Origin of the sequence: Pseudoalteromonas lipolytica (assembly GCF_900116435.1) — a bacterium.
GTDB lineage: Bacteria > Pseudomonadota > Gammaproteobacteria > Enterobacterales > Alteromonadaceae > Pseudoalteromonas > Pseudoalteromonas lipolytica.
In genome coordinates this window covers 293,425-307,144 of sequence record NZ_FPAZ01000003.1, presented here as the reverse complement: position 1 = coordinate 307,144, position 13,720 = coordinate 293,425, and the positions used below count along the sequence as shown (strand labels likewise).

Genomic DNA, 13,720 nt, shown 5'->3' with positions numbered 1-13,720 from the left:
AAAGTCTAAAGATAAATCTATATCTGCCGCTAACTTAATCAGTACGGAGCTTGAACATACGATTTGTGAAAGTTCTTGGTTAAATCAAAACAGTTATATTACGTAAGTAATCAGGAGTTTTATCATGGCTTTAACAGTAAATACAAATGTATCTTCATTAAACGCTCAACGTAACTTGTCAAAATCAGGTCAAGGCTTAGCAACCTCGATGGAACGTTTAGCATCAGGTATGCGTATTAACAGCGCAAAAGATGATGCGGCAGGTCTACAAATTTCAAATCGCTTGACATCGCAAGTTAATGGTCTATCTATGGCTCAACGTAACGCGAATGATGGTATCTCTATGGCGCAAACTGCTGAAGGTGCGATGAACGAATCTACAAGCATTCTTCAACGTATGCGTGAGCTTGCACTTCAATCAGCGAACGGCTCAAATTCAACAGAAGATCGTGAAGCACTTCAAAAAGAAGTGTCTGCACTACAAACAGAATTGACTCGTATTGCTGAGACAACATCTTTTGGTGGTCAACAATTACTTGACGGTAGCTTTGGTTCTAAATCTTTCCAAGTTGGTGCTAATGCAAACGAAACTATTAATGTTTCTTTATCAAGTGTAGCGGCTAATAAAATTGGTACTAATCAGGTTAATTTAGATGGTGATACTGCTGGCTTAGGCCAAGCTGTTGCCGGTACTGCGAATGGGGTTGCCGCAGGCACTTATACTATATCAGGGCGCGGTGAGGATGCAGAAGTAGCCGTTGCAGGTAATGCAACAGCTGCAGAAATTGCTGACTCGATAAATAGCTACAGCAGCTCTACAGGTGTAAATGCACAGGCTCGAGCTGAAGCACAAATTACTATTGGTGTAGCAGGTGAACTAGGTGAAACAATTAGCTTTGATTTGGATGGTGCGGGTTTGGATAGTGGTAGTGAGGTGGCTGTTTCATATGTTGGTACCGGTAGTGTTGAAGGTGATCAACAAGCCATGGCTGAAGCCATTAATGCCAAAACAGATGAACACGGTGTTACTGCTTCGGTTGAAAATGGTAAATTAACCATATCAAATAATACCGGAGAAGACTTAGAAATTTCTAATTTTGCAGAAAGTAATGGCAGTACAGGTACTCAAACCTCAATGGGTGTGGCTGGTGTATCATATGATGGAGCAGTTTCATCAACTTCAGCAGCGTTGTCTGCAGCTAGTGCTACGGTGGTCGCTACTGGTACTGTACAGCTTAATTCCGCTGAAGTATTCAGTGTCACTGGTGCGGCTACATTAGGCGCTACAAATAAGACTGTAAGTTCTCTTCAAGATGTAGCTTCCGTTGATATTACTGATCAAAGAGGTTCACAGGATGCATTGGCTATTATTGATAACGCGATTGCAAATATAGACTCACAACGAGCAAGCTTAGGTGCTGTTCAAAACCGTTTTGGTCACACAATCAGTAACCTTGCAAACATTTCTGAAAACGTATCTGCTTCACGTAGCCGTATTCAAGATACTGACTTTGCGACAGAAACTGCACACATGACTAAAAACCAAATCTTGCAACAAGCGGGTACATCAATCTTGTCGCAAGCTAACCAGTTACCGCAAGCTGCACTTAGCTTAATTGGTTAATAGCGCTTAGGTTAATGATTAGCTAGACTAATGATTAAGTCAGCATTAGTTAAATAATAAAAAGGAGGTTGGCTTACGCTAATCTCCTTTTATTGTATTAGTCTTAGTTCAATATAAAGGAGGCGTTATGAGTGCAATAACCCAAAGCCCTGATTACGCAGTGGTTCCGCAAAAGGTTGACGATAAATTAACGGCGAGTCCGCTGTTAGTCGCCAATGCTGTTGAAGAGTCAACGAAAGCAGAAAATACTTTACAGCAACAACAAGCAGAGCGCAGTGTGCAAGCCGAGCAAAAAACTGGTGAGAAAGATGAACTAGGCCGCGATCAGCTTGAGAAGATGGCGCAACAATTGCAGGATTTTATGGGCGAAATGAATCGTAGTTTACAGTTTCAAGTAGACGAAGAGTCAGGCCGTGATGTTATTAAAGTGGTTGATAAAAACAGTGGTGAGTTAATAAAGCAATACCCATCTGAAGAAGTGTTGAGCTTGGTTGCTAAGCTTTCTGAAACTGCGGGTTTTTTAATAGACCAAACAGCTTAAAATTTTGCTGATTTGATTTAAATAGGTAATTAAGAGGAAGTGTTATGGCTATTTCATTTAATGGTTTAGGTTCAGGTTTAGCAGTATCAGATATTGTTGATGCGCTTGTAAATGCTGAGCGCACCCCTTTTACTTCACGTTTAAATAGAAAAGAAGCAACCCTAACAACAGATATCTCCGCAGCGGGTGCTTTAAAGTCAGCGCTTGAAAAACTGCAAACCTCTATGGAAGCACTAGGCGAAGTAGATAATTATCAAAAGCGCAGTAGTTCTGGTAGTGATGATTTTGTATCGTTAAGCTCAGATAAAGATGCTCAGCCTGGTGGTTATAACGTAAAAGTTGATGCGCTCGCACAAGCACATAAGTTGTCATCACCAGCCTTTGCTGCGGATGAGCCAATTGGCAGTGGTGTTATTACTATAAGCTCGGGCGATAATAGTTTTTCTACTGTTTTGTCAGCAACAAATACATTAGAAGATTTACGAGACCAAATAAATAATGGTCCATTCACGGGGTCTGATAGCAATGATTCTGTTACTGCAACGATAGTAACTACGGACGCAGGGCAGCATTTAGTGCTAACAAGTAAAGAGACCGGTGAAGAAAATGCAATTAGCATTACAGTGCAAGATGGTGATGGTAACAATACAGATGTAGGCGGCCTTTCTCGCTTAGCATATGATGTTTCTGATGCAGATCCTGCTAATCATGTTACTAATTTAAGCGAAGTAGATGCCGCCCAGAACGCACAAATAACCATTGATGGCACACTAACCGTGACAAGTAACACTAACGAGTTTAAAAGCGTCATCGATGGGGTAGATATCACAGCTAAAAAAGTACATGGCACAGATGACGATAACAGCACATTAAAAGTTACCGAAAATAATAATAATATCAAAGCGGGCTTAAATAGCTTTATAGAAAGCTATAACGAATTACTTGAACTTAGTAATAACTTAGGTAAGTCAGGTGAAAGCGGTGCGGGTGTAATGGCTGGTGACTCTATGCTGCGTGGTGTAATGTCACAACTTCGTCAGCAATTAACCAGTGAAGTAACACTCAGTGATGGTAGCAGTTTGTCGTTATCTAAGCTAGGAGTCGAAGCCGACCGTTATGGTAAGCTAAGCTTAGATACTGAACGCCTAAACGAGCAAGTAAAGGCTGACGTAGACTTAGTTCAAGAATTCTTTTTAGGTGAAAGCGATGAGGGCGGCTTTGCACAGTCTTTTGATGAGCTAATGAGCTTTTATACTGACTCCGATGGTATTGTTCAAAACAGAATCGACAGTAAACAAACTCAGTTAGATGGCCTAGATGATGAACGCCTTGATTTTGCAAGAAAAATGGAGTCTTTAGAGTCTCGTTTATATGCGCAATATAACAGTATGGATTTACTAGTTGCACAAATGAACTCAACCAGTAGTTATGTTCAAGCGCAGCTTGATAATATGCCTGGGGTGGTTAAAAAGAGTAAATAATTTAATTAGTCTGTTTTCTTATCTGTATTTAGGCGCCAACTTTTTTGGCGCTTTTTTTTGCATTAGCGCATAAGCACTTTTTCAGTAAATATTTCTCTTTGTTTGAATAGAAGTATAAAAATCAATTCACAAACAAAATCAACTCTTAGTAGACGCGACTTTCTCGCGTAATTGATATAGCGCTAATCAGTAGCGTTAGTAACACGTTTATATAACTAAGTATTTTAAAGGCAACTAAACGCAAATTAGCGTTTAGTTGCTTTATATTTAGAAATAGCTTTATGTGATTTACGCTGATTAATAAGTTCAGTTTGAGTTTTGTCTCTGGCGTTTTTAAGTCTAGCTGTAGCAGCTAAAATTTTGGCTTGTATAGCTAAAAGTTCCTGCTCTTGAGGCGGGTTTGCACCCTCACACCAACCTTTTAACTCTTGGTCTATAGCTATTAATGTATGACTGGCAAGTTCAATCTCTGTTTTATCGATGTGCTCTGACAATGCGGTGAGTAATGCATTCAGCGCGCTATAATCAGACATTATTGATCAGCTTTAGGTGTGCGCTCATCAGCAGGAATAGAGTCCCAGCCTTCTTTAATTTCTTTTACTATACGAATAACATCATCAACAGCGTCAATATCATTATTGATATTTGCTTCTGTCAGGCGACGTTGGCAAAAATCGTAAAGCGATAAAAGGTTACCTGAAATATCTCCACCGTGATCAAAATTCAATGCATCTTGCAATGCACCAAACAATAAAATACAGCTTGAGATATTCTCCCCTTTTTTGCTTAGCTCTTTTCGTTCAATGAACCCTTTAGTTGCTGCTAATCGGCCAATAATATTACTAAAAATTAAATTAATCTGTTCGTAGGGTGTCATTTCGTTAATGTTACTAACGCTGACTTGACTGTATTTTTTTACTGAAATGTGTGCCATGAGGAACCTTAAACTTAAATAAGAAAATGATACATAATAAATTACTAACCTTACCAATTAGTACAGCAAGTTTAATGCCATTTCTATTGTTTTTTAGTCTTGGTTTTAATTACCTTAATTATAATCCATATACACGCAAGTGAGCAACTCTAGATAAATGCATGTTAAGCAATATAAACACATAGCCATAAAAACTTGGTGTATAATTTGCTTTCTATGAAGGGGCTCTAAAGATTTCATAAGCTATATATTTCACAGAGCATTATCATACATAAGTCAATTTAAAAAATAGGGAGAAGATGTGAACAAACAAGAATTAGAGTTAAAAAGCATGATATTACAAGCTACCTTGTTATCAAATTTAGAGTTCCTAAAACAAGTGATGCCTACAATTTACGAGGTGTTCTTAAACTATCAACCTTCGGGCACTGGTGTAGCGATTGATGATGGTGGTAATGTAAATTTATTTAATAACGGGCAGTTTGTTTATTCAGAAAGCCCTCATGATTTAGCAAAAAAGCAGGTTAATGTATTTTTAGATAACCCTGTTTACTCTAGCTATGACATCAAACACGCCAATGATGAATCCATTTCTTTTAAACATGAAGCTTTGCTTAAATCAATTTATAATGTCAGAAATGCAGAAACAGGCGGTAAAATTCCTAAGCCAACTAACGAAAAAAGGTTAGATTTTGTATGCTTTTTAGGCGGGGGGCTTGGCTACCAAATAGTGGAATTAGTTAACAGAAAAAATGTATTGAATATTTTTTTGTTCGAGCCTAACCTAGATTGTTTTTATGCACTATTACATTGTGTAGAGTTGAAACCTTTATCTGATAAATGTATTAGTCAAGGCGGGACATTTAACATAACTGTAGGTGGTGATGAACATAAAGTCGTGAATGATATATCTAAATTATTATTTGAACAAGGCCACTTTAATCTAAGTTTAATTTATTTTTTTAAGCATTATGATAGTGATACTATCTCGAAAATAATGGGGGCAATAAAAGAGTTTGGACATCGCTGGCATGGCGGTTGGGGGTTTTTTGAAGATGAAATCATAGGTATATCTCATACTCTGTCAAATTTGAATTCTAAATTTCCAGTATTAAAAAAGGCTAACTCTTTTAAAAACATATTGAAAAAGTCAGATGTTTTTCTTGTCGCTAATGGTCCTTCTTTGGATTCCGCAATAGAATTCCTAAAAAGTAATCAAGACAATGTTATTATTATTTCATGTGGTACAGCTTTAAAGGCGTTGCTAATTAACAATATAAAACCTGATATACATGTTGAAATGGAGCGTACTGCTGGTTTATCTAATTATGTTAAAGCTGTCGAGAGAACAGAAGGTATCACTATTAAGCTAAGTGAAATAAATATTGTAGCTCTGAACACGGTATATGACGGTATTTTAAAACGCTTTAAAGCAGCTCACTTACTTACTAAAGTAAATGATGCTGGAGGGCATTTAATTCGTCGTTTAGATAAAAAAATGAAGTATGCTTACCCAATGTATTCTAATCCTACTGTTACTAATACTGGTTTAGCCGTAGCTACTGAACTGGGGTTTGAAAAGTTATATTTAGTTGGTGCAGACTTCGGTTTTGTATCGCAAAATTATCATCATTCAAAGCACAGCATCTATTTTGATAATGATTTTCAGCATAAAGAAGTCGTTGATGAAAATATGCAAACAAATATGGTTGTAAAAGGAAATTTCAGAGATGAGATCTTAACAACGAATATATTTGACTCTTCTAAGTCAGCTGTTGAACTTTTGCTGCAGAATAAACCACGCGTTAAAGTTTTTAATACCTCAGATGGGGCACTTATAAAGTACACTAAGCCCAAGCGTATAGATGATGTTAAAATAAATAATAAACTTTCGAACAAACAAGAGAAGGTAGCTGCTTTACTTAAAGAGGCTTCCTCAAGAGAGCAGTTATTTGAAAGTAATGTAAATGCATATGTTGCTGATGTTAGATCTAGATTGAAATCTTTTTTGGAAGTATTATTAGAGTTGACACCACCTAGCTTCGTGACTAGAGAAGAACTCGCTTCAGCTTTTTCTGCACAAAACAAAATGCTTTTAAAAATGCAGCGTGAAGATGAGATTGTCTTTATTCTTGTACAGGGTACATTAAAGTATTTTCATACATACATCATGGCGAGCTCTTACTATTACAGTGATCTTAATAAACGTGCTGAGTTTATAAATGCATGTTTAGATTCTCTTTTTGAACATGTGAATGATATTTTTATAGAGTTTACCGAGTACTATGATAAACCTGCTAAAGTTTAAATGTTTCTTATGGTTTGCATAATAAAGTGATAATACCTTAACTGTATTCTTAAAAGCGGCAGTGGTTTGATTTTTAATATATTGTTACTTCAAGTGTACAGTTATAACTGAAATTCACGAGAATCTCTTATAAATATGTTTGTTCTACATAATAAAATTTTCTTCTGTAAATATGGCCGCAATAACTTACCCAAGCATCTAAGTAATACTTAAACATATTCGTTGGCTCTGTGGCGGTAAAAAAATAATTCCGTGACTATCTGCTAATAGATGCCCTGACAGATATAGCAAAATAATTTACGCATCAAAGTACGAAGGATTAAAGCAACTAACAATTACTCTGTCTTGTAACTTTCCATTAAGTATATAGTGATTTTGTAATGTAGCCTCAATAATCCATCCTGCTTTAGTGTAGGCTTTTATACTTCCTATGTTGTCACTATACATTCCTCCATGGAGCTTTCTAATATTGTGTTTTTCAAACGCTAATTTATTACCTAATTTAATTGCTTCAGATGCAAGTCCTTTTCCCCAATAACTCTTGTTCCATATAACGGTAACCAGATCAGATATTTTTTGTTTCCTATCTATTGGCCCTATTTTTAAGTTGCCAATATGTTGATCATTTTCAATTAAGCAGATTGCATACATATAATAATCTTTTGTTTCAACTCCATTTTTTATATATGCAATAACAGATTCTCTTGTTAGTTCAGAGTTTGTTACTTCTAAAAAAAGTAGTACATCGTCGTCTTTAAAGTATTCTAAGTAGGTTTCCGTAATATCTGTTTCTATTAATGGTCTTAAGTATATGTTTTTCATTGGTATTCCTAATAGCTAGTGTTGTTAGTTTAGTATACGTTCAACTTGAAAGGCTTCTGCTTTTTCAAAACCATGACTAGCACCACGTAAAGTGGCTAATGCTTCTATACAGCGTAAGCTTCTACTGTGTGGGAAATTTCGTAACTCTTCTTGATAACAGTCTAATGCTTGTAGTTTCTTATTCCAAAATTTAGTTATATCTACAATATATTGAGCTTTAAAGTCAGGGTGGCAGGTACTTTTCCACTCAGTGCTTGACAGTATTTCGAAGGATAATATTTTTTTTACACTACAACCCTTTACTGGCCGGCAGGCTGTCATTACAGCTTGGTGAGTCAACTGATGGTCAATATTTAGATCGTATGCGAAATGGGTATAGATTATACTGGGTTTATATTGAATTATAGCAGTTTCAATTGCTTTAACTATCTCTAATAAAGGGACTGAATCCATTTGATTATCTGGGAAGTTAAAGAACTGTGAATTTTTTACTCCCAGAGTCGATATTGCTTTTTCCATGGCCGAAGCACGTACAATTTCGTCATTTTTATCAAAGCCACCTCTAGATGACACGCCATTAGTCATAAAAAGTATGCTAACAATATCACCTTCAGCAATGTGTTTAGCTATTGTTCCTGCGCAGCCTAAAGCTTCATCATCAGGGTGAGCAGCTATGATGAGGACTTGGTTATTTTGAATCATTAGTAATTAACTTCCAAGAGGTGGCTGTACCACGAGTTATGTTTTGATTAACGGTTTGACCTAGTATTTTTTGAAAGTACTTGGGGGCTAAGCCATAGCCAGGACGTATTTTTCTTATATGTTTTGTGGTAATTACTTCACCTTGCTTAATGTCAGCAACAAAATAAATTGAGCGACGGAAGGCCATATTTGCTTCTTCAACAGGTTTCCGTTCATAACCTGCTACACCAATAGCATGATAAGCCTCATTAGTTTCTTTAGCTAGTCGCTTAAACTCATTTGGCTCTAAAGAAAACTCAGCATCGGGGCCTTTATCATTTCTATCTAGTGTGAAATGTTTTTCAATCAAACATGCGCCAAGTGCAATACTTGTGACCGACACAACGGTACCTAAGCTATGATCCGATAGTCCAGATATAACGTCAAAACGTTGACTAATATCAGCTATAGTTGCTAAATTTGCCTGTTCTGCAGGTGTAGGGTATGCGCTAATACAGTGTAAAGCTATTAATTCTTTACAACCATTTCCTCTTGCTGTTGTAATTGCCTCTTCTATTTCTTCCATACTAGCCATACCAGTAGAAATGATTAGGGGTTTACCTGTTTGTGCAATGCGCTTTATCAATGGTAAATCTGTTATTTCAAAAGAGGCTAATTTATATGCAGGCACATCAAAGCTTTCAAGTAATTCTACGGCTGATTCATCAAATGGGGTGGAAAATAATGTTATGCCTACTTCTTTTGCTTTTTGGAATAACTTTTGGTGCCATTCATAAGGTGTATGTGCCCACTTATATAAATCGTAAAGCTTGAACCCGTCCCATAACCCTCCGTGAATCTGAAAGTCTTCGCTGTCACAATCTATGGTCATAGAATCAGGTGTATAACTTTGTATTTTTACCGCATCAGCGCCACATTTAGCAGCTTCTTCGATTGCTTTCAAAGCGTTATCAATATTACCGTTATGGTTGGCTGAAAGCTCTGCAACAATATAGGGCTTAAACTGTGGGCCTATTTTTTTGCCATCAATGCTAACGAAATGGTTACTTTTCATTTTATTCACTCTTTTCATGTATTGTAACGGTTGCTTTTAATTCATTTCCAGATTTATACACATCGCTTAGTTCAAAACGGATATTTCCCAATTCAATAAATGCTTTTGGATAAGACTCTGCATCTAACATTCTAATAGTGTCAAACACTTCTTCTAAAGACATTGATGAATTTAATTCGCTTTCTGCTGGCTTACGACGAGTAAACTTAACCACTTTACCTTGTTGCGGGGTTGGAGACGGCGTTGATTTGATTATGGTATTGATCATATCAAAAGTAGTTTCAGTTGCTCGCTTAAAAATGTCAGTTGCACTGCCTTCTAGAGAGAGTGATTCTTTTAAATATATTGGTCCAGCATCAAGTTCGGGTGACATTTTTAGGGCGCTTAGTTTGGTTTTATTGTGCCCAAGGATGATTAAGTTTTGCAGTGGACTACCACCCCTGCCGTAAGGTAAATCGGTCATATGAAAGCATATGCAATTAAACTCTGTGAGAATTGAGTTAGGCACTAACCAACTCCAGTGAGGAAAGAAAATATAGCGTGGGTTTATTTTACGCAAGTTCTCTATTGTGAGCTGTTCTTTTTCTGTGAATAGATGCCAGTTGCCTTCCCATTGTTTAGCTCTTTGATGGAAAGCGTCAATATTCCAGCTTTTTATTGTGGCGACAACATAATTATTCATAGTGACTACTTCTTAATAAACAGGATTTATTTTCGCTTTTAAGGAGAAATGAGTTATTTGTAATTTGTGAATATCCAGCACTTAAGAAAAGTTGCTGTGACGCTTTATTGTCAATGTGAACTGAAGCAATGATTTCTTTGCTACGAAACTTCTTAGGCGTTGATTTTAATGCTCTCCAGCCAAGTTTCTGATTTTGAAAGTTATGGTCAATCAAAATTGAAACTTCATATTGCTGACTATTAACTTTATCGAAACGCAGTGTTCCTACCGGTAAAGCATTGGAGTTAGAACCTAATTCTATTATATAAATAGTTCTAGAACTGAGCTTTAATGAGTTTCTAAACCAAGTAGCATGTTCATTAAAAGTAACCGCATTAGGGTTTCTAAAAAACTGTCGGATATGAGGGTTTGATTGCCAACGGTAAAGTAAATTCTCATCTTTTTTGGTTGCTAAACGCAATGCTAATGTATTAGAAAGTAAATGATCGCAAATAAGACTCGTGCCAGTTCCATCACATATTTTAAAGCTATTACGTCGCATATTTGTGTAATAATTAGTGTCGTCAATCAAGCGAGACAAGCACTGATTAAACTCATCTTGGCTTTGTTCCGTTAATTTTTTCAAATTAGCAATTGCACCGGCTTTATCTAACTCGGCTAACACCATTTTTTGATTATCTGCGGTTTGAAATGCAATGGTAGGTATGCCTAAACAGCACCGTTCCCAAGACGCTGAGCCTGATGCACCAATGGCTAAATCTGTTTTTAGTAAAAGTTCTGCTACATTTTTTTCGTCAATGGTGTAACTCAACCAAGGGGACATTTTACATATTTGTTTAATATTATTTAGATGTGGGCTCGCACTGGTGATCATAATCGTGCAATGAAAGTTTATTTGCGGATTTGTTTTTAAAAACTGAGCTAACCAGGCAACTACTTTACTGCTATTATCTTGTGGATCTGTTGCACCAAAGGCAATTAAAATGTTTTTTATATTATTGCTTCGAGTTTGTTTTGCTGTAATTCTAAGGGGTTGAAATTCGGGTCTTAGAATGATGTATGTTGCACCAAGTAAGAGTTTGCAGTATGGAGGCACTAAATCTGAATAGTCGTCTTTTTTCCGCCCTAAGGTTTGATCAATTAAGGTATTACAGTGGTGCTCTCGATTGGCAAGGTCGTCTATCACAATTAACTGATGGCAATACGTTGTCAGTTTTTGTTCCCATCTTTTATCCAGCTCGTAGTGGTCTACGATAACTAAATCAGCAATCGAATCATCACCAATTAGTTCGGCAGTAGTTTGTGCGTCGTAGTCCATTGACCAGTTATTAACTTGATTTATCATATGATAACGAAAACCATGATGTGTAATCAGATTTTTGAAACTGTCACTGAGTGAATAAGAAATGATCAAAACGTCACTGGGATAATAATCACTTTGTTTAACCAGTTGGTTTAACAGCGTTAGCACGCGTATTAAATGTCCCGCACCAATGGTTGAATTCGCATCAAGTCGCGCAATGATCTTCATTATCTCACCTTAAACACGGCTTCAACTTCATGACCATCAAGGTGTTGTGCAAGTGCGCCACTGTGATCATATTCTTTAGCTCTAGTAAACAGAGAACGATAAAGTTGCACGAGTTCATCAATGTCTGTTTTTTGATGAGCAAAGCTTAAGTTATGCGTGCCTAACATGAGGATGCCATTTTTACAAAGTTCTTGAATTATCCATGACTTGATGAGATTGGCTGAACTGGTTTTTCCTTGGTTAATTGTTAAAAATGTCCAAGGGGCTAAACCTTTAATCGAGAAAAGCTCCGGTGCAGGGTTTACTTGATTAAACTGTTCAATTAAATAATCACCGATATGCCATAGATGTGCTGGAAAGTTAATCTTTTTCATTTTACTAATGGTCGCTTTTGCAGCTGCAAGTGATAAGGCTTCACCACCAAAAGTTCCAGAGAAAAAGATCTCATTCATTAGCTGCATTATGTCTTTTCTACCGACGATTGCAGATAGTGGCATACCATTTGCTATGCCCTTACCAAATGTCGCTAAATCGGGTGTTACGCCAAAGTAGCTTTGAGCCCCACCCAAGTGGTATCTAAAGCCTGTGATGATTTCATCAAAAACAAGCACGATCCCATTACGAGAGCACAGTTCTCGTACTTTCTCTAAAAAACCATCTTCAGGAGGCGCTAAATTAAGTGGCTCCATAATGACTGCCGCAAGTTCGTCAGGGTGATTTTCAATGATCGCTTCTAGTGAAGAGATATCGTTGTAAGTGAAGCCATGAGTTAGCTTTTTAGTGGCTTCAGGTACACCCAAATCGCGTGTGGTCGAACCTATGTACCAGTCTTGCCAACCATGGTAACCGCAGACCGCTATGTGTTCTCGCCCTGTATAAGCTCGAGCTAAACGCACGGCTGCACTGGTAACATCACTGCCATTTTTAGCGAAGCGAACCATTTCAGCACAGGGAATAAGGTCAACTAAGAGCTCGGCTACTTCAGCTTCTAAAGTATGGGGAAGTGAAAAACTTATGCCTGATGCAAGCTGTGCTTTAATTGCATCATCAACTTCTTGGTCTTGATAGCCTAAGCTAACGCAGAGTAAGCCATTAATGTAGTCGGTATAAGTATTGTTATCGAGGTCAATAACCTGAGCGCCTTTACCATACTTAATAAAAAGCGGCGCAGCTTTAAAGGGCAAAGCCATTTTACTTTTACTAAAGGTTTGGCTCGCTAGTGGTATAATGTTTTGCGTCTTTTCATACCAATTTAGTGATTCAGTAAAGCTGATAGTCATTAATTAGAAACCTTGTTCTTTGTCTTGTAGTAGCGATAATTTGTAGCCTTCATTTAGCTCTATATCGGCATTGAGCGCATTAACTTGCGGGTGTGATTGTAAATACTCAACGATTTGCTGATAACCAAACTGTTGCCCTTCGAAATGACGATAGATTGCTGAAATTACTTCAAAGTCTTGTGGATGATCGACGCTAATTCGAAATGCAGAATAATCTTGAGTTATAGTGAAATTTTCCAATGAAAATAAGTTAGAGTCGCGAATAAAAGGTGTTACGTGTTCACGCTCTGAAGGTTTTTTTGCTTTCTCATAAGCAGTTTCTAAAGCATTAAAGCTAAACACTTCGACATCCTGCCCATCGGGAAAGCACCTTGTGACACAGTTGCTAGTATAGTCTGTGTTGTTTGTAATATGTGTGTTAACTATTTGGTCAATTAACACAGGATCAATCAGTGGGCAATCTCCACATATGCGTACAATATGAGAAAAATTAAATGCTTTAGCGCAATGATAAAATCGTGCTAGTACATCATTTAAATCGCCACGGTAGCACTCTATATGAAGTTTTTGGCATAGTGTCTCGATAGGGCTATCTAGAGCTTCATCTGACGTCGCCACAACAACTTTGTCAACAACTTTCGTCTGAGTAAGACGCTCAAGTTGAATCTCTAGCATTGGTACGCCATTAATAGGCAGTAGTACTTTTCCCGGCAACCGTGTTGAACTCATTCGAGCTTGAACAATAATACCTATCATACTTC

At 37.2% G+C, this 13,720-nt stretch carries 13 protein-coding genes; 4 read left to right on the top strand and 9 right to left on the bottom strand.

All coding sequences use genetic code 11. The features are described 5' to 3' along the window. Nucleotides 1-124: 124 nt before the first annotated feature. The 3 genes from BM378_RS04395 to fliD all read left to right on the top strand — a co-directional run bounded on the left by BM378_RS04395 (nucleotide 125) and on the right by fliD (nucleotide 3,646). The gene (locus BM378_RS04395) at nucleotides 125-1,624 is read left to right on the top strand and encodes a flagellin (protein WP_074988693.1); all 1,500 of its coding nucleotides are present in this window, start codon (nucleotides 125-127) and stop codon (nucleotides 1,622-1,624) included. 127 nt (nucleotides 1,625-1,751) lie between these two features. Continuing rightward, a complete protein-coding gene (locus BM378_RS04390; RefSeq protein WP_083422866.1) occupies nucleotides 1,752-2,165 on the top strand; it encodes a flagellar protein FlaG in 414 nt (137 codons plus the stop codon). 44 nt (nucleotides 2,166-2,209) lie between these two features. Continuing rightward, nucleotides 2,210-3,646 carry a flagellar filament capping protein FliD gene (gene fliD / locus BM378_RS04385; RefSeq protein WP_074988692.1) on the top strand — a complete coding sequence of 479 codons (1,437 nt, stop codon included), beginning with the start codon at nucleotides 2,210-2,212 and terminating at the stop codon, nucleotides 3,644-3,646. Between the two features lie 245 nt (nucleotides 3,647-3,891). Here fliD and BM378_RS04380 read toward each other — a convergent pair whose 3' ends face one another. Both BM378_RS04380 and fliS read right to left on the bottom strand, forming a co-directional pair. Then, nucleotides 3,892-4,179 carry a hypothetical protein gene (locus BM378_RS04380; RefSeq protein WP_074988691.1) on the bottom strand — a complete coding sequence of 96 codons (288 nt, stop codon included), beginning with the start codon at nucleotides 4,177-4,179 and terminating at the stop codon, nucleotides 3,892-3,894. After that, a complete protein-coding gene (gene fliS, locus BM378_RS04375; RefSeq protein ID WP_074988690.1) occupies nucleotides 4,179-4,580 on the bottom strand; it encodes a flagellar export chaperone FliS in 402 nt (133 codons plus the stop codon). Before fliS ends, BM378_RS04380 begins: the two co-directional genes overlap by 1 nt. Before the next feature lie 301 nt (nucleotides 4,581-4,881). On the opposite strand from fliS, the gene BM378_RS04370 reads away from it, so the two are divergent. Next, nucleotides 4,882-6,888 carry a motility associated factor glycosyltransferase family protein gene (locus tag BM378_RS04370; RefSeq protein ID WP_227006834.1) on the top strand — a complete coding sequence of 669 codons (2,007 nt, stop codon included), beginning with the start codon at nucleotides 4,882-4,884 and terminating at the stop codon, nucleotides 6,886-6,888. Nucleotides 6,889-7,185: 297 nt separating this feature from the next. Here BM378_RS04370 and BM378_RS04365 read toward each other — a convergent pair whose 3' ends face one another. The 7 genes from BM378_RS04365 to BM378_RS04335 are packed head-to-tail and all read right to left on the bottom strand — an operon-like array spanning nucleotide 7,186 to nucleotide 13,715. Continuing rightward, nucleotides 7,186-7,710, bottom strand: coding sequence for a GNAT family N-acetyltransferase (locus BM378_RS04365; protein ID WP_074988689.1), 525 nt, complete (start codon nucleotides 7,708-7,710; stop codon nucleotides 7,186-7,188). Between the two features lie 24 nt (nucleotides 7,711-7,734). Further along, entirely contained in the window at nucleotides 7,735-8,412 is a 678-nt protein-coding gene (locus tag BM378_RS04360) for a PIG-L deacetylase family protein (protein ID WP_074988688.1), read from the bottom strand. Further along, entirely contained in the window at nucleotides 8,399-9,466 is a 1,068-nt protein-coding gene (gene pseI, locus BM378_RS04355; RefSeq protein WP_074988687.1) for a pseudaminic acid synthase, read from the bottom strand. Before pseI ends, BM378_RS04360 begins: the two co-directional genes overlap by 14 nt. Nucleotide 9,467: 1 nt before the next feature. Next, nucleotides 9,468-10,148, bottom strand: a complete 681-nt coding sequence (locus BM378_RS04350; RefSeq protein WP_074988686.1) for a formyl transferase — start codon at nucleotides 10,146-10,148, stop codon at nucleotides 9,468-9,470. After that, nucleotides 10,141-11,679 (bottom strand): UDP-2,4-diacetamido-2,4,6-trideoxy-beta-L-altropyranose hydrolase, encoded by a 1,539-nt coding sequence (gene pseG / locus BM378_RS04345; RefSeq protein ID WP_074988685.1) that lies wholly within the window; start codon nucleotides 11,677-11,679, stop codon nucleotides 10,141-10,143. The genes BM378_RS04350 and pseG overlap by 8 nt, the downstream gene beginning before the upstream one ends. After that, nucleotides 11,679-12,959: an aminotransferase class III-fold pyridoxal phosphate-dependent enzyme gene (locus BM378_RS04340; protein ID WP_074988684.1), complete on the bottom strand. Its 1,281-nt coding sequence runs from the start codon at nucleotides 12,957-12,959 to the stop codon at nucleotides 11,679-11,681. The genes pseG and BM378_RS04340 overlap by 1 nt, the downstream gene beginning before the upstream one ends. Nucleotides 12,960-12,962: 3 nt before the next feature. Next, on the bottom strand, nucleotides 12,963-13,715 hold the full coding sequence (locus BM378_RS04335; protein WP_074988683.1) for a cytidylyltransferase domain-containing protein: 753 nt from the start codon (nucleotides 13,713-13,715) through the stop codon (nucleotides 12,963-12,965). Nucleotides 13,716-13,720 lie beyond the last annotated feature (5 nt).